Source organism: Winogradskyella sp., assembly GCF_003712105.1.
Taxonomy (GTDB): Bacteria; Bacteroidota; Bacteroidia; order Flavobacteriales; family Flavobacteriaceae; genus Winogradskyella.
This window is the reverse complement of sequence record NZ_RHLG01000004.1, coordinates 218,756-237,391: the sequence shown is the minus strand read 5'-3', so window position 1 is coordinate 237,391 and position 18,636 is coordinate 218,756. Positions and strand designations below refer to the sequence as shown.

Below are 18,636 nucleotides of genomic sequence, written 5' to 3'. Positions count from 1 at the left end.
ATCAATACTAACTGATGCATTATTACTTAATTGTTGCCCTCAAGGTATTTTGCCTTTACCATATTTACAAAAATCGCAAACCCTATTATTGGTTCTTTGTTATTTTCTTAATTCCCGTTGTCGGTGCTGTGTTTTATATTATTACTCAGGTGTTAACAAGTAGAGATGTAGATACTATTCAGAAAGAAATTACATCGATAGTTAATCCTACTAAAAAGATAAAAGACTTAGAAAAGAAAATAGAATTTGCCGATACCTATGCTAATAGATTGGATTTGGCTGATGCTTATTTTGAAATCCAAGCTTATCAGAATGCAATTTTTAATTACGAGAAAACTCTAGAAGATGAGGTGCAAAATGCTACGTATGCCAACCAGAAATTAGTACAGAGTAATTTTGAAATTGAAGATTTTGAAAAGGTGATTTTTTATGCTGAAAAAATAAAGGCATTACCAGAGTTTAAAGCCTCTAAAGAACAGTTTTGTTATGGTTTAGCTCTGCAATCTATAGGTGAGATTGAAAAAGCTGAAACTGAATTGAAATCCATTGATAGGCCGTATTCTAATTATAGCGAAAGATTAGAATTGGCTAAGTTTTATCTCTCACATGATAAAACTGAAGATGGGCAAGCGTTGCTCGAAGAAATAAGCAATGAAGCCAAATACATGACAAAACAGAATAGGCGTTTGTTTAGAAAAACAATTACTGAAGTTGAGCAGATTTTAAAAACATTATAACGTCAATTCGAGAGAATTCTTATCTGATTGAGTTTGGTCACTGAGCATTGGTTGAAATCAAAATGTGGTTGCTGAGCGGAGTCGAAGCACCAATAATGAGAAAAGTCGAACTATAATAAAACCATTATTACGTGTTTTTCCACAAGCATCCTTACGAGCCCTTTATTCCAGAAAATGCCACCAAGCTGATTGTGGGTACATTACCACCACCACGATTTTCTACGGGCGACTTACATGAAAAAGATGTGGATTTCTGTTATGGTAGTTACCATAATTCGCTGTGGAAAAAAATAGATGCTATCCATAATTTGGGCTTACGTTACGATAACTCTCAAGACGCTATTGACGAACGCAAACAGTTTTTAATACAACGTAACATTGGTGTTTGTGATATTGTAGATAGTGCTGAACGCGAAAAGATTGATGCCTCTGATTTAGGCATGCAAAATATTAAGCTAAGAGATGTTATTGGCTATATAAAGCAATACCCAAATATTGATACACTATTATTTACTGGCGGTAATAGTAAGAATGGCCCAGAATACTTTTTTAGAAAACATATTAAAGCTTACAACATAAAGTTAGAACTAGTCTCTAACGAGGTGCCACGCATACACCAATTTTATTTACCCGTGGACACTGAGCGAAGTCGAAGTGCTACCAAAGTACATAATCAAAAAGTGGTTGCTGAGCGGAGTCGAAGCACCAATAATGAGCGCAGTCGAAGCATAAAAACCGTATCACTAACCTCTGGCTCTGGAGCAGCCAATATCTCCATAAGTAGATTGCCATTGTACAAGCAATTAAAAGCTAAAAATCCGAACTTTAATACTTTTGATTTTAGGGTAATGCAGTATCGGGAGTTTTTTTAAGAGTTTTGTCATTCCATATGGAGACTGCACTTCGACTTCGCTCAGTGACCACTTTCAGTTAGACATGGCGGAATGACAGCATAGGTCTTGGTTGTTTCTAATTAAACCAAACCGCGTAGCGTTGTCGTCTTAGTTGTAACGCCAAGGCTTTTTCTGCTTCTAGGGCTTCTTTTCGTGTTCTTAAAGGTTTGATATGGTTATACAAACTTGGGCGTAAATACGAGCCATATTTTTTAACAATGCTTGAGGATATAGTCACACCCTTTTTGGTTTTGTAACCTGTTTTATGCTGTAGAAAACGCTCTTTAGGTGTTTTGCTCGTCATGCCAACATATAAACATTCTAAAACACCATTAAACTGCGGATTGGCTTCACGAAATTTTCTACTCTCGGTATACACACGTTTAGAGAGTTCTACAACATAAATACGATAGGGCATAACTTAAACTTTGGGTAAAACCTTATTCTTTTTCTTATCTAAATAATGCCGCAATACACCACCTTTTACCGAGTTAACATCAAATTCAACAATAAAAGCATTACTGTCAATGGCATTAACAATACGGTACATTTTTTTAATATCGATACGGTTAATTACAGTATGTATAATATCAAAGTCTTCTTGCTTGCCTGTATTACCGATACCTCTGGTGCCTTTGTACAAGGTCATTCCAGTACCAAGATGTTGCATAATGGCAGCTTCTACAGCTTCGTACTTTTTGGAGACAATGGTAATACCTATAAAATCTTCGAAGCCTTCAATAATTAGGTCTGTGACTTTTGCAGTGACTATGTAGGTAAGGATAGAATAAAGTGCTACTTCAACTGTAAGTACAAATGCCGTAACACTAAACAAAATGATATTAAAGACTAGGATAATCTGCCCAATGCTAATACCAAACTTATCATTAAGGTACACACCCAAAATTTCTGAACCATCTAAAACAGAACCATTTCTAATAGCAATGCCAATACCAGCACCTAAAAACAGACCACCAAAAATGGAGATTAGTAATTTGTCGTCCGTGATAGTTTCAAAATTTTCGAAATAAATAAATAATGATAGGCCAATAATACTGATGATAGATTTTATAACAATACGCTTACTCACAGTGTATAAGCCTAGAATTATAAACGGAATACTAAATGCTATTAATAAAAATGAAATATTGATATCTACCTGAGTCCTTACCAAAAGCGCAATACCGGTAACACCACCATCTAAAAATCCATTAGGTAATAAAAATGCTTTGAGTCCAATACTGGCCAATATAATACCAATACATATTTGAACGTATTCGGAGATTACACTTCTAAGTTTTTGATACTTCATTTGTTTTACTCAAAGACTACATTATCGATATAGATATCCTGTTCTAGACCTCTACCACTAGAAAAAATAACAAGCCCCGATCTAATGCAACTTAAGTCTATATTTTTAAGCTTGAAGGTGTATTTTTTCCACTTGGTTTTTAGCTTTATTTCTTTGCTTTCCTTTGCTGTATCTGGATAGGGTTTGTCTTTTCCGATGAGCCCAAAACCTATGGTTGCCACAACATTGTCTGTACTAGCTTTAGCCCAAAAGCTAAAGGTCTCGGCGCCTTGTAAATCATAACCTCCAAGAATTTCGCCCCAATCGTTAGCTGGGTCAACTAATCCTAAACCAAACCAGTCATAGGCATCATAAGAAATTTTTAAAGCTGCTTTACCCTCAAAAACATCTTCGGTGTTGTTGAGGTCAACCGTCATATCTTTATAGTTACCCATATATGCCGATGGCGCAAAAGGCGAATCTTCACCGTCTTTATACACGTAAAACGGCAGCTCTACTTTAGGAACGAGGTATTTCTTAGTTTTAGCTTCATCGTCTTTAATAATGATACCTGTTGATTCAATACCTGTATTACCGTATTGGTCAGTTACGTTTGTATAGATTTTAGTGGCGCCATCTACTTTTGGTAGCAATATTTCGAATCCGCTAGCTAAATCACCACGATGTTGCAATGGTAAAATTTGGTCACGTCGTTTTCTGCTTCCTGTACGTTGGTTGTAATAAAAACTAACATTTAAAGTTTCATTTTCTTTATCGGATACTTCTAATGTTACTGGCATCCAAGCATTACTTTCAGAATTTGATTTGTTTAGACTAAAGCTTTTTATTTCTGGCCAATAATTAACGGGATTCTCACCAGTATAGGCTTTTCGAATGCCCCAATATTGTGGTCGGTATTTACCATTGTGATGCGTAAATAACCATGGCGAAATAAAATCCTTTCCGTCAGAATAGTGAAACATATACACACCTAAACAATTGGCTTTAGGTTTTATCCATTGGTCGTAACCATCAGTTAGTGCGCTGTACTTAGCTGCATCTGAAGGTTCTTGTTTTATGCCATTTACTTCAGCCTTAATATCCCATTCGCCAGTAACGCCAAATTCAGTGATTATGTAAGGCTTGTCAATATTTCTTTTTGTCAATTCTGAACTCAAAATACCAGCACCAGGACCATAACTATTCAATCCATAAATATCAATTGATGGTACATACTTTTCCCACCAATCCAAGCCAAATGTCCACGCTTCAACTGAGGTAATTAAATGATTTTGGTCAATAGCTTTTATTTTAGAACATATCTTTTCTAACAATAACGAATATGCCTTTTTTTCTTCGTCTGTAGCTGTATTTAAATACACTTCGTTACCAATGCCCCAAACCAAAACCGCAGGATGATTTTTGAAGGTTTCAACAACTTTAATGGCATTGGTATACATGTCTTCTTTGCCTTTGTTATCCTCCAGATAATTAAAGCTGTCATCATCTTCCATGCCTGGTCTACCATGACGCATCCAAATACCAACCATGACTTTAATGTCGTACTTATGGGCTGCATCTAATAATTTGATTGTTTGCTTATCTGTAGCCCAAAGACGTATGGTATTTACACCTAATGACTTAAGGTCTTTAAAGTAGATGTCGTAATTTTCGATATCGTCAACATAACCAAAGGTAGCGCCTTTGACTTCAAAAGGTTTGTCGTTAACAATGAGTTCCCAGTTGGAATCTGTTTTCTGAAGTTTCGTCTGCCCAAAAATAGAATTGCAAACTAAAGCTTGAATAAAAAGGATTAGTAGGATTCTGTTCTTCATCTATTTAATTTTTTGTAATGAGATATTGTTACAACATTTAATTATTTTAATTAGCATAAACCATTGCTTCCAAATGCCCATTATGGGCTATCATAGTTAGATGATTTAATTCAATTATGGATGTGCTTTAACGCTTCATAAGTTACGATACTTACAGCATTTGCTAAGTTAAGACTTCTTATATTTTTACTAAACATCGGAATTTTGAATAATTGGGTCTTGTATTTTTCTGTAATGGCTTTAGATAAACCAACAGATTCTTTACCGAAAATTAAGAATATATCATCTTCAAATTCAATATCCCAATGTGAGGTCGTGCCATGTGCAGATAAAAAAGCCATGGTTTTGTCTTTATGTATTTCGAAAAAATCCGCGCTAGAATCGTAATAGGTGACGTCGAGGTGTTGCCAATAATCTAATCCGGCACGCTTCAAGCGTTTATCGTCAATTTCAAAACCAAAAGGTTTTACCAGATGTAAATTAGAACCCGTAGCAAGTGCTAAACGGCCAATATTACCAGTATTGTTTGGGATTTCGGGTTCTATAAGGACGATGTTAATTGGCATGATGTTGTTAGTCCTGAGCATTCAGGAATCTATAATTTAATTCAAAATTCCTTTTACAAAAGCATCAATAGTATTTACACCTTTATTCGTTAAATGCTTAATAAACGCACTACCAATAATAGCACCCTTTGCATATTGTGTAGCTTGTGTAAACGTTTCGTTGTTACTGATTCCAAAACCAACAATTTGAGGGTTTTTTAGTTGCATCGAAGCTATTCGCTCAAAGTATTGTGTTTGTTCGTCACCAAAGCCAGATTTAGCACCTGTTGTGCTCGCCGAACTTACCATGTAGATAAATCCATCAGAAACCGAATCGATGAATTGAATACGCTCATTACTAGTCTGTGGCGTGATTAAAAAGATATTCTTTAAACCAAATTTCTCGAATGTGTCTTTATACTGCTCTGCGTACACATCGACTGGTAAGTCAGGAAGAATTAAACCATCAATACCTACCTCTTGGCATTTTTTGCAAAAGGCTTCTACACCATATTGTAACACTGGATTAAAATAGCCCATGATTATTAATGGAATAGATACTGTTTTACGGATATCTTTAATCTGCTCAAATAGCTTCTCAGTGGTCATTCCGTTTTTTAGAGCTTGTGTAGAGCTGGCTTGTATGGTTGGGCCATCGGCTAATGGATCACTAAACGGCAGACCAATTTCAATCATGTCTACGCCTGATTTTTCGAGGTCTTCAATAATTGAAACGGTGTCATTTATACTCGGATATCCAGCCGTAAAATATATAGATAAGAGTTTTTTGTTCTCTTGTAATTTTTGATGTATTCTGTTCATTTCTATAACTTAAAATAATCAATATAGTTCTGTAAATCTTTATCACCACGACCAGATAAACTGATCACAACAATATCTTCTGGTTTAAATGTTTTATGTTCAAAAATGGCCAATGCATGACTGGTTTCAATTGCAGGAATAATACCTTCTAATTGGGCTAACTCTAAGCCTGCGGTCATTGCTTCATCATCTGTAGCCGAATAAAATTCACCACGACCCGATTTGTACAAATGCGAATGTAATGGTCCAACACCCGGATAATCTAATCCTGCTGAAATAGAATATGGCTCAGTAATTTGTCCGTCATTAGTTTGCATCAGTAAGGTTTTACAACCATGAATAATGCCTTCTTTTCCTAATACTGAAGTCGCTGCACTCTCGCCAGAATCAATACCTTTTCCTGCGGCTTCGACCGCTATAATACCAACATCTTCATTATCTAAAAAGTGATAGTAAGTACCAGCAGCATTACTGCCACCACCAATACAAGCGACTACGTAATCTGGATTTTCTCTGCCTTCATGTACCTTGAGTTGCCATTTGATCTCTTCTGAAATAACCGACTGAAAACGTGTTACCATGTCAGGATATGGATGAGGTCCAATAGCAGACCCAATAATATAATGTGTGTTTACAGGGTTATTTATCCAATCTCTAATGGCTTCATTGGTAGCATCTTTTAGGGTGCGGCTTCCTGATAGCGCCGGATGAACCTCAGCACCAAGCATTTTCATACGGGCAACATTTGGTGCTTGTCGTGCGATATCTATTTCGCCCATGTACACAATACATTCTAGTCCCATGAGTGCACAAACTGTTGCTGTGGCCACACCATGTTGTCCTGCACCAGTTTCGGCAATAATTCGAGTTTTTCCTAAGCGTTTAGCCATAAGTATTTGCCCGATAGTATTATTGACTTTATGCGCACCAGTATGGTTGAGGTCTTCACGTTTTAAATACACTTTGGTAGTATACTTTTCTGACAAACGTTTGGCAAAATAGAGTGGAGAAGGACGACCAACATAATCCTTGAGTAACTGGTTGAACTCTTCTTGAAATTCTGGCTCTGCCATTACCTTGAGATAGTTTTGACGTAATTCTTCCACATTTGGATACAGCATTTCTGGAATAAATGCTCCGCCAAATTCTCCGTAATAGCCTTTGTTGTTAATGTTGTAGCTCATTTTTAAATTTTTCTAATTCTTCTATGTTTTTTAATCCAGGTTCAATTTCAAACTTGCTGTTGACATCAATAGCATAGCAAAATTTTGAAGCAGAACTTTCTTTAAAAGCTTTTAAATTTTCAATCTCATCTAGCCCAATGCCACCACTTAAAAAATAAGGTTTTGTTGATGAATAGTTATTTAGAACATTCCAATCAAACGTATAACCGTTACCGCCAGGATGTTTTCCTTTTGTATCAAATAAAAAGTAATCCACTACATCTTCATAAGGTTTTAATACGCTAAAATCGAATTCATCTTTGATACTAAATACTTTAATAATCTCTCTACCTGTAGCTTTTAATAACTTGCAGGCTTCTGGTGATTCATGACCATGAAGCTGAATAGCATCTAGTTGATACTTCTCAATAAGGTTTACTATGACTTCAATTTTTTCATCTACTAACACACCAACTTTTTTTATAGATGTATCTATTTCTGGGATGTTCACATCAAAATTACGAGGAGACTTTTCGTAAAATATAAAGCCTAGATAGTCTGGTTGCAACGCAGCAACTTCGGCACTATTATGTTTCATTCCGCAGACTTTTAACTTCATTTTTTATTTTTATTAAAGCGGAAACCTCTCCGCGTTTTTTGTTTTTGTTATTCCTGCCTTACGACTATCGCTCAAGATAAACTCCTAAAGAAATATTTTTTCTCTTTTGTTCATTTTGTCTTGATACAAAACGAACCAAAAAATCAAATTGAAATGAGGAATTTTTCCTTCTGAAAACCAAAAATAAAATCTAAATTTTCTCCAAGGCTTCGAAAATTTTCAACGATTTGATTTTTATATTCTGCATTTCAATAGTTTTCAATGCTTTGCATTGATTTGATTAATTATTTTCTAATTCATTTATAAAACCTGAAGCTGATACTCCAGGATTATCAGTTTTCATAAAGTTTTCGCCAATTAAAAAACCCTTGTAACCATAGGGTTGTAATGCTGTAATTGCTGAAACAGAACTAATACCACTTTCTGATACCTTTACAAAGTCATCTGGAATTAATGTGCTTAATGATTTACTCGTTTCAAGGCTTACTTCAAAGGTTTTTAAGTTTCTGTTGTTTACACCCAACATGTCTAGACTAGGCATAATAGATTTGTGTAATTCTTCTTCATTATGTACTTCGAGTAACACCTCCAAATCTAAGCTTTTAGCTAACTCTGAAAACTGTTTAATGTCTTCTTTCGATAAAATAGCGGCAATCAATAAAATAATATCAGCACCATATGCTTTGGCTTCAAGAATTTGATAATCATCTATAATGAATTCCTTTCGTAAAAGTGGAAGCTTACAACTCGCTCTAGCTAATAATAAATCATCTAGGCTGCCTCCAAAATATTTCCCGTCAGTTAAAACAGACATCCCGCAAACACCAGCATTTTCATAACCTTTGGCCACATCTTGAACATTAAGGCTTTGGTTGATTACCGATTTTGATGGTGATCGACGCTTATGCTCTGCAATGATTCCTGATTTACTATTTCGGAGATTATGTGCTAAAGAAAACGTGTCTCTGTCAAACAAAACCGATGCTTCCAATTGATTCGTTGGAATCAGCTCTTTTCGAAGTGCTACTTCTTTGCGTTTATCTATTACTATTTTATCTAATATGTTCATTTTATTAATGTCGACAGGTCGAGTGAAATTCTATTTTAGAATTTTGTATCGAGACCAAGACGTCTCGGTACGATTTTTTATACTTCAAAAATCACTTGAAGTGTCGTTTTTTTTCATTTACCTAATTCGATTAAAGCATTTAAACTTTCTTTTGCCTTACCACTAAACAGAGATTCTTTAGCCAATTCAAAACCTTCTTTATGAGAGATTTGTTTGCTAGTAGCTATAGCGAGACCTGCATTTGCGCAAACCACATTATTCTGCGCTTCAGTTCCGTTACCATTCACTATATCTACAAATATTTTAGCTGCATCTTGTATAGTATCACCACCAAAGATTTCAGATTGTTTTATAGAATTTAACCCTAGATCTCTAGGAGAAAATAATGTCTCCGAATGGTTAGAAATGATTTTAGCTTTTCCTGTTAAAGAAATTTCATCGTATCCATCAAGAGCAAAGACAATGTTATAATTCTTATCTGTCTTTTGATATAGAAAACTGTATAAACGTAAAATTTCTAAACTATAAACACCTAATAATTGGCTTTTTGGAAACGATGGATTTACCATTGGACCAAGCATATTGAAAAATGTTTTTACACCTAATTCTTTGCGAATTGGTGCCACATTTTTCATGGCAGGATGAAATAAAGGTGCGTGTAAAATGCAGATACCTGCTTTATCTAGGCAGCGTTTTAAATAATCTTCATCATTTGAAAACTTAACGCCCAAGTTCTCCATAACATTTGACGAACCCGATGTTGATGAGACACCATAGTTACCATGTTTAGAAACATGTACACCTGCACCTGCAGTAATAAATGATGATAATGTAGATATATTAAATGTGTTTTTACCATCGCCGCCAGTGCCTACAATATCGATAGCATTATAGTCTGAAAGGTCAATTGGCACACATAGCTCCAATAATGCATCTCTAAACCCTTGTAACTCTTCAATAGTAATACTCCTCATCATATACACAGATAAGAAACAAGCTATTTGACTAGGATTGTACATATCGTTAGATATGTTTACAATGACTTGCTTAGCTTCTTCTGAAGAGATAGTTTCATGAGCAATAAGTCTGTTTAATATGTCTTTCATATTTTATTAGTTTGTCAGGTCGAGTGAAATTCTTTTTCAGAATTTTGTATCGAGACCTAGATTTCTCGATACGATTTTTTCATACTTCAAAAATCACTCGAAGTGACACTTTAATTGTTTAACCAGTTCTTTAGTATTTTTTTGCCATCAGGTGTTAAAACCGATTCCGGATGATATTGTACACCTTTTACATCATACACTTTGTGACGTAGAGACATGATTTGTCCGTTTTCATCAAAAGATGTGGCTTCTAAACTTTCAGGTAAGTTGTTGCTAACAACCCATGAGTGATAACGACCAACTTCAAAAGTGTTATCTAAACCTTCAAAGAGAATTTCATCATCAACAGATAATGTCACATTAGTAGCTACGCCATGAAAAACACTATCAAGATTTTCTAGTTCACCACCAAAAACTTCACCAATAGCTTGCTGTCCTAAGCAGACACCTAGAATACTTTTTGTTGGAGCATACGTCTCGATAATGGCTTTTAATAATCCGGCTTCATCTGGAATTCCGGGACCAGGAGAAAGCACAATTTTATCAAAGGGTTTTACATCATCTAGCGTTAATTTATCATTTCTATAAACCGTAACATCACAGTTTAAATCTTCTAGATAGTGCACTAGATTGTATGTAAAACTATCGTAATTGTCTATGACTAATACTTTTTTCATATTATATCTCTTTAGCTAATTCAATGGCTTTATTTAAGGCACCTAATTTGTTGAATACTTCTTGTCTTTCACTTTCCGGGTTAGACTTTGATACTAATCCAGCACCTGCTTGCCAATTGAGTTTGTAATCTTTACTCAAAAAGGTTCTAATCATAATGGCATGATTAAAATTACCTTCAAAATCCATAAAACCTATTGCTCCGCCATAATAACCACGACTTGTTTTTTCGTATTGCTCTATCAGTTGCATGGCTCTATGCTTTGGTGCACCACTTAAAGTACCAGCAGGAAATGTATCTGCAACTACTTGTATTGTAGATGTAGTATCATGCTTTTGTCCTGTAACTTTACTTACTAAATGAATAACGTGCGAAAAGAATTGAACTTCTCTATACGTCTCTACTTTTACATTGCTTCCATGCCGACTTAAATCGTTTCGGGCTAAATCCACAAGCATGACATGTTCGGCATTTTCTTTTTCGTCTTTTACCAATTCTTCTGCCAGTAATGCATCCTGTTTGTCGTCTCCACTACGCTTAAATGTACCGGCTATAGGATGAATTTCTGCTAATCCATCAGTGACTATAAGTTGGGCTTCTGGAGAACTGCCGAAAATCTTAAAATCACCATAGTCGAAATAGAATAGATAAGGCGATGGGTTGATGCTTCTTAATGCACGATATACATTGAAATCATCTCCTGTAAATTCTTGAGAAAATCGTCGCGATAGTACCAATTGAAACACATCACCACGTGCGCAATGCTTTTTTGCATAATCTACATGTTGTAAAAACTCGTGGTCGGTTAAGTTAGAAGAAATATCTCCTTTTGGATCGAAGTTGAAAGATGCAAAATTCTGAACGTTTATAAGATTATCGATAGCATCAATATTGCTTGTTACACCTTCAGGACAATGTGCAAAAATGTAAGCTTCATTTTTAAAGTGATTTATGGCAATGATATTTTGATAAACGGCGTAATATACATCTGGTATTTCAACAGAGTTTTCCTTTTTGCCAATTTCTATGTCTTCAAAATACCTAACAGCATCATAAGAGGTATAGCCAAAAATGCCATTATTAATAAACTTGAATTTTTCTGTCGAGTTACTTTTGAATCGTTTTGTGAAATTGTAAATTTCATCAATTACATTGATATCATCTGTTATATTTATTTCAGAACTGTCTCCACTAGGAAACGTCTGTGTTATAACTTCATTTTCAATTTTTATCGAGGCTATTGGATTAAAACAGATATAAGAAAAGTTCTTGTGATTTCTGTGATAATCACCACTTTCTAATAAGATACTATTTGGATACTTATCCCTAATCTTGTAGTATACAGTTACAGGAGTGATGGTATCGGTTAAAATCTTTTTATAATGAGTTGTTAAATTAAATGTTTTCATTTCTGATTATTTCAGTGCACAATAATTAAAAAAGGCTTGTCGTGAATGACAAGCCTTTTGATATTTTAATTAACACAATGGACTAGTTCACGAACGTTTCGTTTGCAAAGTTCCACCACCATGTTTTATTGTTTCTCATTTGATGTCAAATATAGAAATGAAATTATTTATTTCAAATTAAATTTAAAATTTTTAATACATTAAAAAGATAACTTCACGTCTAGGTCAAAATTATCGTAGATAGCTTTGTCTTTTAAATTGTTGAAAAAGCTTGGTGAACCATACCTTACATCGAACTCGGCACGGTTAACAGTGACTTTAGCGCTCGCAGAATTAGCTTCCATAACTAAGGTAAAGTTAATAGGTTTGGTAATACCTTTAATCGTTAAATTACCTATGACCTCATAATCTTTTTTGTGCTTACTAACATTTGTAATCTTTAAAGTGGCTGTGTTATGCGCTGCAACTCCAAAGAAGTCATCAGATTTTAAGTGACCTTCTAAATTAGCTTTACCTTTTCCGGTTAAATCAGTTACAGTAATGGTTGTCATATCGATTACAAATTCACCACCTACTAAATTATCACCATCAAAAGCTAGCATACCGCTTTCGAAGTTTATTGTACCAACATGTTGGCCAGTTACTTTTTTACCTGTCCATTCTATTGTGCTTTCTTCAATGTTAATTTGCTTTTCAGTAAATACTGTAAAAGAGAAAAAAGACATGGCTAAGATTACTATTGCTAAATGTTTTAAATTCTTCATTTTCTGTTGTTTTAATTATTAAGTTTTAATAAAAGTTTATTTAATTGTTTTAATTCTTCATTATTAAGTGGAGCAGTTATGTTCTGCTCTGTATTATCGATAACGGCATCTAAGTCGTTTAATGTTTTTAATCCTAACTCGGTTATAGAGATTTCGACTTTTCTTCTGTTTTGCTTACATATAGTGCGTTTAACAAATCTCTTTTTTAATAGTTTATCAACTAGTCTAGTCGTATTACTCATCTTATTAATCATTCGTTCCTGTATGTCTTGGAGATTAAGAGGATTACCTTTTTGTCCTCTAAGGATGCGCATTACATTAAATTGTTCAATCGATAAATCGTGTGGTTTAAGATGAGTTAAGATGGTTTCTTTAATATAATTATTGATATGAAATATGCTAATTACCGCAGCTTTAGTGTCTGATATATTAGATGTTGAACTTATAATTTTTTCTAACTCTTTCATATACAACAATTGTATATACAAATGTATAACTAATTTTCATATTAACATTTAATTTTTTGTTAAAAATGAAACAGTTGGTTTTTTCGGGTTGTACTTTTAATGCATGAAGCAGCTGTTTTTACTATTTCTTTTTGTTTTGAGTGCATGTAAAGAAGCACCTAAAGATGCTCCACTTTCTGAAAATACATCAACTAAATTAGAGCAGAACGACGATATAGGTTTAGAAATATATGATTATGATGGCCTTAAACCTTTGATAAATGTTGATGACAATACTATACATGTGGTAAATTTTTGGGCTACTTGGTGTGCACCATGTATTAAAGAGCTGCCATATTTTGAAAAACTAAACGCAGATTACAAAGAAAAGAATGTTGAGGTTTTATTGGTTAGTTTAGATTTTCCAAGAAAATATGAAACTCACTTAATTCCGTTTTTAAAGAAGAATAGCATTCAATCTAAAGTTGTCTGTTTGGATGATGTAGACCAAAATAGATGGGTGCCTGCAATAAATGAAACATGGTCTGGTGCATTACCAGCCACAATAATATATAAAGGTGATAAGCGTAAGTTTTTTGAAAAATCTTTCACCTATGAAGAATTACAAAACGAAGTACAACAATTTTTAAACCCATAATGGGCATTAGATAATTAATAACTAAAATTATGAGAAATTTAAAATTAATAGCAGTATTTGTCTGCTTTATAAGCTTAACAGCATTTACTGTTACAGGAACTGCAGGCTATGACATAGGTGACATCGCCACGGATTTTTCCTTACAAAATATTGATGGTAAAAAAGTATCACTTTCAGATTATAACACAGCAAAAGGATTTATAGTTGTTTTTACTTGTAATACATGTCCATATGCCGTTGCATACGAAGATAGAATAGAAGCATTAAATAAAAAGTATGCCTCCAAAGGGTATCCTGTTATTGCTATTATGCCTAATGATACTGATGTAAAACCTGGCGATAATATGCAAGCTATGCAAGCTAGAGCCAAAGCTAAAGGATTTACTTTTCCGTATTTAATGGACGAAGGTCAAAAAATATATCCACAATATGGAGCGACCAAAACACCACATGTGTATGTTCTTGAGAAAACGACTAAAGGAAATGTTGTAAAATACATTGGTGCAATTGATGATAATTATCAAGATGCTTCTTTAGTAAAAACAAAATACGTGGAAAACGCTGTTAATGCACTATTGGAAGGAAAAGAAGTTGAGCAGACAAAGACTAGAGCAATTGGTTGTTCTATAAAAGTTAAAAGATAGTTTTTTACTAAATATGTTAAATATTAAATCTGAAGTGTAACACTTCAGATTTTTTTACGTCTATATCATAAAGAAATGTTAATTTTGTTTAATAAATTCCACGTAAATGGCTGATTTAGATCAAAAAAATTGGACAAAACAACTAAATGAAGATACTAACGCTATAATTTTGGACGTTAGAACACAAGAAGAAGTCGAAGAATTAGGAGTTATTCCTAAAGCTTTACATATAGATATTTACAAAGGGCAAGGTTTTATTGAAGACATTCAAAAATTAGATACCTCGAAGAACTACTATGTTTACTGTAGATCAGGAGGACGAAGTGCTCAAGCATGTGCAATTATGAATCAGTTAGGATTTGAAAATGCATATAATCTTTTGGGAGGTTTTACGGAATGGCAAGGTGAAGTCAGTCAACTAAATTAATCAATCAAAAAATCATTCATCATGAAGCAATTAACTAAAGTTTTACTAACAGGTATGCTTGTAATTTTTATTACAAGTTGTGTAGATCAGAAAGCAGATTCTGAAGATATAAAACTAGTAACTGCTGATGAGATGAAAACCATTATTGAACGAGAAGATGTTCAACTTATAGATGTAAGAACACCTTCGGAGTTTGAGTCGGTTCATATTAAATCTGCTCAGAATATAGATTTTAGATCACCAACCTTTGATGCCGATATACAAAAACTAGATAAGTCAAAGCCCGTATTACTGTACTGTAAATCTGGAGGACGCAGTGCAAAATGTGCAAAAAAACTAAAAGATGCGGGGTTCGAAAAAGTATATGACCTTGACGGAGGCATATCGAAATGGGAATATGCCGAATTACTCACTGCAGATGAAAAATCTTAAATACTAAAGGCCGAACACTACGTTCGGTTTTTTTATGACTTCAATTCTTAAGGTTTTTATAAATTAGTCGACCATTAATTGATAAAACAAGCACAACAATTACATTTGTGTGTAACAACTATTATACTCCAATGACTAGACGTCTTCTTTTTGCCCTATTAAGTGTTCTATTTACCTTAAGCTCTTTTTCTCAGATATTTAACCCAGCGAGTTGGGAAAATACTATAGAACAGATATCAGATACTGAATATCTAATTTCAATGGAAGTAACAGTTGCAGAAGGCTACAGCATATACTCCCAGCATAAGTTTGATGAAGAAGGATTTGCACCCGAGACTGATATTGAATTTTTAAATCAAGACGGAAATTATAAACTCATAGGAGAAACTACAGAGCCAGACTCAAAAGAAAAATTTGATTCTGTCTTTAAAGAATATGTGAAGAAATTCAGCGGGACTGTTCTATTCACACAGAAAATTTCTGTGACGAATCCTGAGTTTAAACAGATACAGATTTTAGCTCAGTACCAAACTTGTGATGATGAAAAGTGCATATTAGGTGATGATAGTTTTAAGCTTAATCTTGATGGAAGTGAAGTTATTGAAGAAGCGGCAACAGTAGATGATAAAAGTAAACAGCTATCAGATGAGCTTCAATTAAATGTAACAGGTTGGGACAAGTACCAAAAACAAGAGATAAAAGAAAAGAGTAACCTGTCTATATTTTTATTAGGATTTTTAGGTGGTCTTATTGCATTATTGACACCATGTGTGTTTCCGATGATTCCTTTGACGGTATCGTTTTTTACTAAAAGTTCTAGTGAATCAAAAAAAGGCTTATTTAATTCTATTCTTTATGGCTTTTTTATCTTTTTAATCTACGCTTTACTAAGTATTCCTTTTCATTTATTAGACTCTATTGACCCTGGAATACTTAATAGCATATCTACTAATGTGACGCTAAACATTATTTTCTTTGTCATTTTTGTGGTGTTTGCATTTTCATTCTTTGGATATTTTGAGCTGACATTACCACAAAGTTGGAGTGCTGCTATGGACAGTAGAGCTACAAAAATTGGTGGAGTTATTGGCGTGTTTTTCATGGCCTTAACCTTAGCTATTGTGTCTTTTTCATGCACAGGTCCAATTTTAGGGACTTTATTAGGAAGCTCCCTAACAGCAGATGGTGGAGCAATGCAATTAACAATGGGTATGAGTGGTTTTGGTTTGGCTTTAGCATTACCATTTAGTCTATTTGCAATGTTTCCTAAATGGTTAAATAGTTTGCCAAAATCTGGAGGTTGGCTAAATACAGTAAAGGTGGTTTTAGGTTTTATTGAATTAGCTTTAGCGCTCAAATTCTTATCTAATGCTGATTTAGTAGAGCATTGGGGCATATTGAAGCGTGAAGTGTTTATTGGACTTTGGATTATAATTGGAATTGGTCTGGTGTTGTATCTCTTTGGAAAAATTAAATTTCCGCATGATGGTCCACTACAAAAATTAGGCAAAGGCCGAATAACTACTGCACTACTATTTATAGCATTTGTTCTTTATTTAATGCCAGGGTTAACCAATACAAAATATGCTAATTTGAAATTGTTAAGTGGGTTTCCACCACCTATGTTTTATAGCCTATATGATAAAGCTTCTGAATGCCCTTTAGATTTAAACTGCAGTAAAGATTGGCAAGAAGGATTGGCAAAAGCCAAAACTGAGAATAAACCTATATTATTAGATTTTACAGGTTGGGCATGTGTTAATTGCCGTAAAATGGAAGAACAAGTTTGGAGTGCATCTGCCGTGTATGATATGTTGAGTGAAAACTATGTCATCATTTCGCTATATGTTGATGATAAGAAAGAATTACCAGAAGGCGAACAGTTTCAGTATTTAAGAGCTAATGGCACTGTAAAGGATATAGAAACTATTGGTGATAAATGGGCAACGCTACAAACCATTAATTTTGAAAATAATTCTCAGCCTTACTATGCATTACTAAACCATGATTTAGAATTGCTAAATACAACTAATGCATATGAGCCAGATGCAGATGCTTATTTTGAATGGCTGAAAACTGGATTGGAGAATTTTAAAAAAGGCGGTTTAAAACCGATTATTTTTCAGTAGTTAAACTTCGAAGTAAACATCTTCGAAAGGCACCCTAAAACGAGGTCCGTAAATCCCTTTTTCATCGCGTATCCCACAGCCAATTACCATATTTATTTCGGCACCTCTAGGTAAATCTAAAATTTGTTTTACTCTTAAGGTATCGCTGCCTTCCATAGGGCAAGTATCGTATCCGATAGCTGCCATACTGTTCATAAAATTCTGTGCCGCTAATCCAGCGCTTTTATGAGCAACAATGCGCATATCACTTAATCGCGCTTGACGATAGATAGGTCTATATATCCCTATGACATTAAACACTAGATATTTTAAAAAACCAAATATTCCCAAAAAATCTGAATACACAGTTGGAATTAGTTTTTGGTAATAATTAGTTGCCATTTTTTTGCGCTTTAAGTCGCGCTCGCTTAAATCTTCTTTATTGTAAACTTTATTCAAGAAATCAATATTGGCTTTTGCACGTTTACGCCATAAATCTTTTCTTGTTACAATAACAACTAATTGTTTCGCCGTTTTTGCCGCATTCTGGTTAAAACAAGCTTCAGCTAAATTTTTGAGCTTTTCCTCATTAGTTACATGATAAAATTCCCATAATTGTAAATTACTACTTGTTGGCGCTAAAGACGCATTAACTAAGCACTGTTTTACTTTTTCGGTATCTATAGGTGTGTCTTTGTAAACTCGTGTAGAACGTCTATAAGCTATAGCTTCTGAAACTGTTTTTTCCATTTAATTAAAAATTAGTTTGTAGATATAATCACCCATCCAATATCCAAACCCAAGGGATAGCGGATAAGCTAAAAATAACCATAAATAATCGATAAATCTTACTGAAATCTCAGATGAATTGGATTTGGTTAACACTGAAATATAGTCATACCAAGTAAGTATGTTTAATTTCATTGCAATAGCATTAGCTAAAATAGCTATGATTAATATTAAAATTCCTATGATATAAAGTCTTAGCATAG

Annotated in this window: 22 protein-coding genes; 7 read left to right on the top strand and 15 right to left on the bottom strand. The window is 34.1% G+C overall.

Features of this window, described 5'->3' with window-relative positions; translation table 11 throughout:
- Window positions 1-14: 14 nt before the first annotated feature.
- Together ED556_RS10760 and ED556_RS10755 are read left to right on the top strand one after the other, a co-directional pair.
- The gene (locus ED556_RS10760) at window positions 15-737 is read left to right on the top strand and encodes a hypothetical protein (protein WP_296323409.1); all 723 of its coding nucleotides are present in this window, start codon (window positions 15-17) and stop codon (window positions 735-737) included.
- A gap of 131 nt (window positions 738-868) precedes the next feature.
- The gene (locus tag ED556_RS10755; protein WP_296323407.1) at window positions 869-1,609 is read left to right on the top strand and encodes a uracil-DNA glycosylase family protein; all 741 of its coding nucleotides are present in this window, start codon (window positions 869-871) and stop codon (window positions 1,607-1,609) included.
- A 97-nt stretch (window positions 1,610-1,706) separates the two neighbouring features.
- Here the strand turns inward: ED556_RS10755 and ED556_RS10750 are convergent, their stop codons facing one another.
- The 13 genes from ED556_RS10750 to ED556_RS10690 all read right to left on the bottom strand — a co-directional run bounded on the left by ED556_RS10750 (window position 1,707) and on the right by ED556_RS10690 (window position 13,396).
- On the bottom strand, window positions 1,707-2,048 hold the full coding sequence (locus ED556_RS10750; protein ID WP_296323405.1) for a ribose-5-phosphate isomerase: 342 nt from the start codon (window positions 2,046-2,048) through the stop codon (window positions 1,707-1,709).
- Between the two features lie 3 nt (window positions 2,049-2,051).
- Complete coding sequence (locus ED556_RS10745; RefSeq protein ID WP_296323403.1) at window positions 2,052-2,942, bottom strand: YitT family protein; 891 nt, start codon at window positions 2,940-2,942, stop codon at window positions 2,052-2,054.
- Window positions 2,943-2,947: 5 nt separating this feature from the next.
- Window positions 2,948-4,756, bottom strand: a complete 1,809-nt coding sequence (locus ED556_RS10740) for a glycoside hydrolase family 2 TIM barrel-domain containing protein (RefSeq protein ID WP_296323398.1) — start codon at window positions 4,754-4,756, stop codon at window positions 2,948-2,950.
- A gap of 110 nt (window positions 4,757-4,866) precedes the next feature.
- Window positions 4,867-5,322, bottom strand: coding sequence for a tRNA (cytidine(34)-2'-O)-methyltransferase (locus ED556_RS10735; protein ID WP_296323396.1), 456 nt, complete (start codon window positions 5,320-5,322; stop codon window positions 4,867-4,869).
- A 36-nt stretch (window positions 5,323-5,358) separates the two neighbouring features.
- Window positions 5,359-6,123, bottom strand: coding sequence for a tryptophan synthase subunit alpha (gene trpA / locus ED556_RS10730; RefSeq protein WP_296323393.1), 765 nt, complete (start codon window positions 6,121-6,123; stop codon window positions 5,359-5,361).
- 2 nt (window positions 6,124-6,125) lie between these two features.
- The gene (gene trpB, locus ED556_RS10725; RefSeq protein ID WP_296323390.1) at window positions 6,126-7,307 is read right to left on the bottom strand and encodes a tryptophan synthase subunit beta; all 1,182 of its coding nucleotides are present in this window, start codon (window positions 7,305-7,307) and stop codon (window positions 6,126-6,128) included.
- Window positions 7,291-7,905, bottom strand: a complete 615-nt coding sequence (locus tag ED556_RS10720; RefSeq protein ID WP_296323387.1) for a phosphoribosylanthranilate isomerase — start codon at window positions 7,903-7,905, stop codon at window positions 7,291-7,293. The genes trpB and ED556_RS10720 overlap by 17 nt, the downstream gene beginning before the upstream one ends.
- Before the next feature lie 280 nt (window positions 7,906-8,185).
- Window positions 8,186-8,974, bottom strand: coding sequence for an indole-3-glycerol phosphate synthase TrpC (gene trpC, locus ED556_RS10715; protein WP_296323385.1), 789 nt, complete (start codon window positions 8,972-8,974; stop codon window positions 8,186-8,188).
- A gap of 113 nt (window positions 8,975-9,087) precedes the next feature.
- Entirely contained in the window at window positions 9,088-10,080 is a 993-nt protein-coding gene (gene trpD / locus ED556_RS10710; RefSeq protein WP_296323383.1) for an anthranilate phosphoribosyltransferase, read from the bottom strand.
- Window positions 10,081-10,190: 110 nt separating this feature from the next.
- Window positions 10,191-10,757 (bottom strand): aminodeoxychorismate/anthranilate synthase component II, encoded by a 567-nt coding sequence (locus ED556_RS10705; RefSeq protein ID WP_296323380.1) that lies wholly within the window; start codon window positions 10,755-10,757, stop codon window positions 10,191-10,193.
- A 1-nt stretch (window position 10,758) separates the two neighbouring features.
- Window positions 10,759-12,165, bottom strand: coding sequence for an anthranilate synthase component I family protein (locus ED556_RS10700; protein WP_296323377.1), 1,407 nt, complete (start codon window positions 12,163-12,165; stop codon window positions 10,759-10,761).
- 200 nt (window positions 12,166-12,365) lie between these two features.
- The gene (locus tag ED556_RS10695) at window positions 12,366-12,929 is read right to left on the bottom strand and encodes a YceI family protein (RefSeq protein WP_296323371.1); all 564 of its coding nucleotides are present in this window, start codon (window positions 12,927-12,929) and stop codon (window positions 12,366-12,368) included.
- Window positions 12,930-12,940: 11 nt separating this feature from the next.
- Window positions 12,941-13,396: a MarR family transcriptional regulator gene (locus ED556_RS10690; RefSeq protein WP_296323369.1), complete on the bottom strand. Its 456-nt coding sequence runs from the start codon at window positions 13,394-13,396 to the stop codon at window positions 12,941-12,943.
- A gap of 103 nt (window positions 13,397-13,499) precedes the next feature.
- On the opposite strand from ED556_RS10690, the gene ED556_RS10685 reads away from it, so the two are divergent.
- The 5 genes from ED556_RS10685 (at window position 13,500) to ED556_RS10665 (ending at window position 17,665) form a co-directional block, all read left to right on the top strand.
- Window positions 13,500-14,033 carry a TlpA disulfide reductase family protein gene (locus tag ED556_RS10685; protein ID WP_296323366.1) on the top strand — a complete coding sequence of 178 codons (534 nt, stop codon included), beginning with the start codon at window positions 13,500-13,502 and terminating at the stop codon, window positions 14,031-14,033.
- Between the two features lie 29 nt (window positions 14,034-14,062).
- On the top strand, window positions 14,063-14,677 hold the full coding sequence (locus ED556_RS10680) for a thioredoxin family protein (RefSeq protein ID WP_296323362.1): 615 nt from the start codon (window positions 14,063-14,065) through the stop codon (window positions 14,675-14,677).
- Window positions 14,678-14,783: 106 nt separating this feature from the next.
- Window positions 14,784-15,104, top strand: a complete 321-nt coding sequence (locus tag ED556_RS10675) for a rhodanese-like domain-containing protein (protein ID WP_296323359.1) — start codon at window positions 14,784-14,786, stop codon at window positions 15,102-15,104.
- A 21-nt stretch (window positions 15,105-15,125) separates the two neighbouring features.
- Window positions 15,126-15,536 carry a rhodanese-like domain-containing protein gene (locus ED556_RS10670; RefSeq protein WP_296323356.1) on the top strand — a complete coding sequence of 137 codons (411 nt, stop codon included), beginning with the start codon at window positions 15,126-15,128 and terminating at the stop codon, window positions 15,534-15,536.
- A gap of 131 nt (window positions 15,537-15,667) precedes the next feature.
- Window positions 15,668-17,665 carry a cytochrome c biogenesis protein CcdA gene (locus tag ED556_RS10665; protein WP_296323354.1) on the top strand — a complete coding sequence of 666 codons (1,998 nt, stop codon included), beginning with the start codon at window positions 15,668-15,670 and terminating at the stop codon, window positions 17,663-17,665.
- On the opposite strand, the gene ED556_RS10660 is transcribed toward ED556_RS10665, so the two are convergent.
- Window positions 17,666-18,394, bottom strand: coding sequence for a nitroreductase family protein (locus ED556_RS10660; protein ID WP_296323352.1), 729 nt, complete (start codon window positions 18,392-18,394; stop codon window positions 17,666-17,668).
- A complete protein-coding gene (locus ED556_RS10655) occupies window positions 18,395-18,634 on the bottom strand; it encodes a hypothetical protein (RefSeq protein WP_296323349.1) in 240 nt (79 codons plus the stop codon).
- Between the last annotated feature and the right edge of the window lie 2 nt (window positions 18,635-18,636).

Bases quoted from the DNA above. Each gene is read 5' to 3' on its own strand.
- ED556_RS10760 (WP_296323409.1), top strand. From the start codon at position 15: ATGCATTATTACTTAATTGTTGCCCTCAAGGTATTTTGCCTTTACCAT.
- ED556_RS10750 (WP_296323405.1), bottom strand. From the start codon at position 2,048: ATGCCCTATCGTATTTATGTTGTAGAACTCTCTAAACGTGTGTATACC.
- ED556_RS10745 (WP_296323403.1), bottom strand. From the start codon at position 2,942: ATGAAGTATCAAAAACTTAGAAGTGTAATCTCCGAATACGTTCAAATA.
- ED556_RS10740 (WP_296323398.1), bottom strand. From the start codon at position 4,756: ATGAAGAACAGAATCCTACTAATCCTTTTTATTCAAGCTTTAGTTTGC.
- ED556_RS10735 (WP_296323396.1), bottom strand. From the start codon at position 5,322: ATGCCAATTAACATCGTCCTTATAGAACCCGAAATCCCAAACAATACT.
- trpA (WP_296323393.1), bottom strand. From the start codon at position 6,123: ATGAACAGAATACATCAAAAATTACAAGAGAACAAAAAACTCTTATCT.
- trpB (WP_296323390.1), bottom strand. From the start codon at position 7,307: ATGAGCTACAACATTAACAACAAAGGCTATTACGGAGAATTTGGCGGA.
- ED556_RS10720 (WP_296323387.1), bottom strand. From the start codon at position 7,905: ATGAAGTTAAAAGTCTGCGGAATGAAACATAATAGTGCCGAAGTTGCT.
- trpC (WP_296323385.1), bottom strand. From the start codon at position 8,974: ATGAACATATTAGATAAAATAGTAATAGATAAACGCAAAGAAGTAGCA.
- trpD (WP_296323383.1), bottom strand. From the start codon at position 10,080: ATGAAAGACATATTAAACAGACTTATTGCTCATGAAACTATCTCTTCA.
- ED556_RS10705 (WP_296323380.1), bottom strand. From the start codon at position 10,757: ATGAAAAAAGTATTAGTCATAGACAATTACGATAGTTTTACATACAAT.
- ED556_RS10700 (WP_296323377.1), bottom strand. From the start codon at position 12,165: ATGAAAACATTTAATTTAACAACTCATTATAAAAAGATTTTAACCGAT.
- ED556_RS10695 (WP_296323371.1), bottom strand. From the start codon at position 12,929: ATGAAGAATTTAAAACATTTAGCAATAGTAATCTTAGCCATGTCTTTT.
- ED556_RS10690 (WP_296323369.1), bottom strand. From the start codon at position 13,396: ATGAAAGAGTTAGAAAAAATTATAAGTTCAACATCTAATATATCAGAC.
- ED556_RS10685 (WP_296323366.1), top strand. From the start codon at position 13,500: ATGAAGCAGCTGTTTTTACTATTTCTTTTTGTTTTGAGTGCATGTAAA.
- ED556_RS10680 (WP_296323362.1), top strand. From the start codon at position 14,063: ATGAGAAATTTAAAATTAATAGCAGTATTTGTCTGCTTTATAAGCTTA.
- ED556_RS10675 (WP_296323359.1), top strand. From the start codon at position 14,784: ATGGCTGATTTAGATCAAAAAAATTGGACAAAACAACTAAATGAAGAT.
- ED556_RS10670 (WP_296323356.1), top strand. From the start codon at position 15,126: ATGAAGCAATTAACTAAAGTTTTACTAACAGGTATGCTTGTAATTTTT.
- ED556_RS10665 (WP_296323354.1), top strand. From the start codon at position 15,668: ATGACTAGACGTCTTCTTTTTGCCCTATTAAGTGTTCTATTTACCTTA.
- ED556_RS10660 (WP_296323352.1), bottom strand. From the start codon at position 18,394: ATGGAAAAAACAGTTTCAGAAGCTATAGCTTATAGACGTTCTACACGA.
- ED556_RS10655 (WP_296323349.1), bottom strand. From the start codon at position 18,634: ATGCTAAGACTTTATATCATAGGAATTTTAATATTAATCATAGCTATT.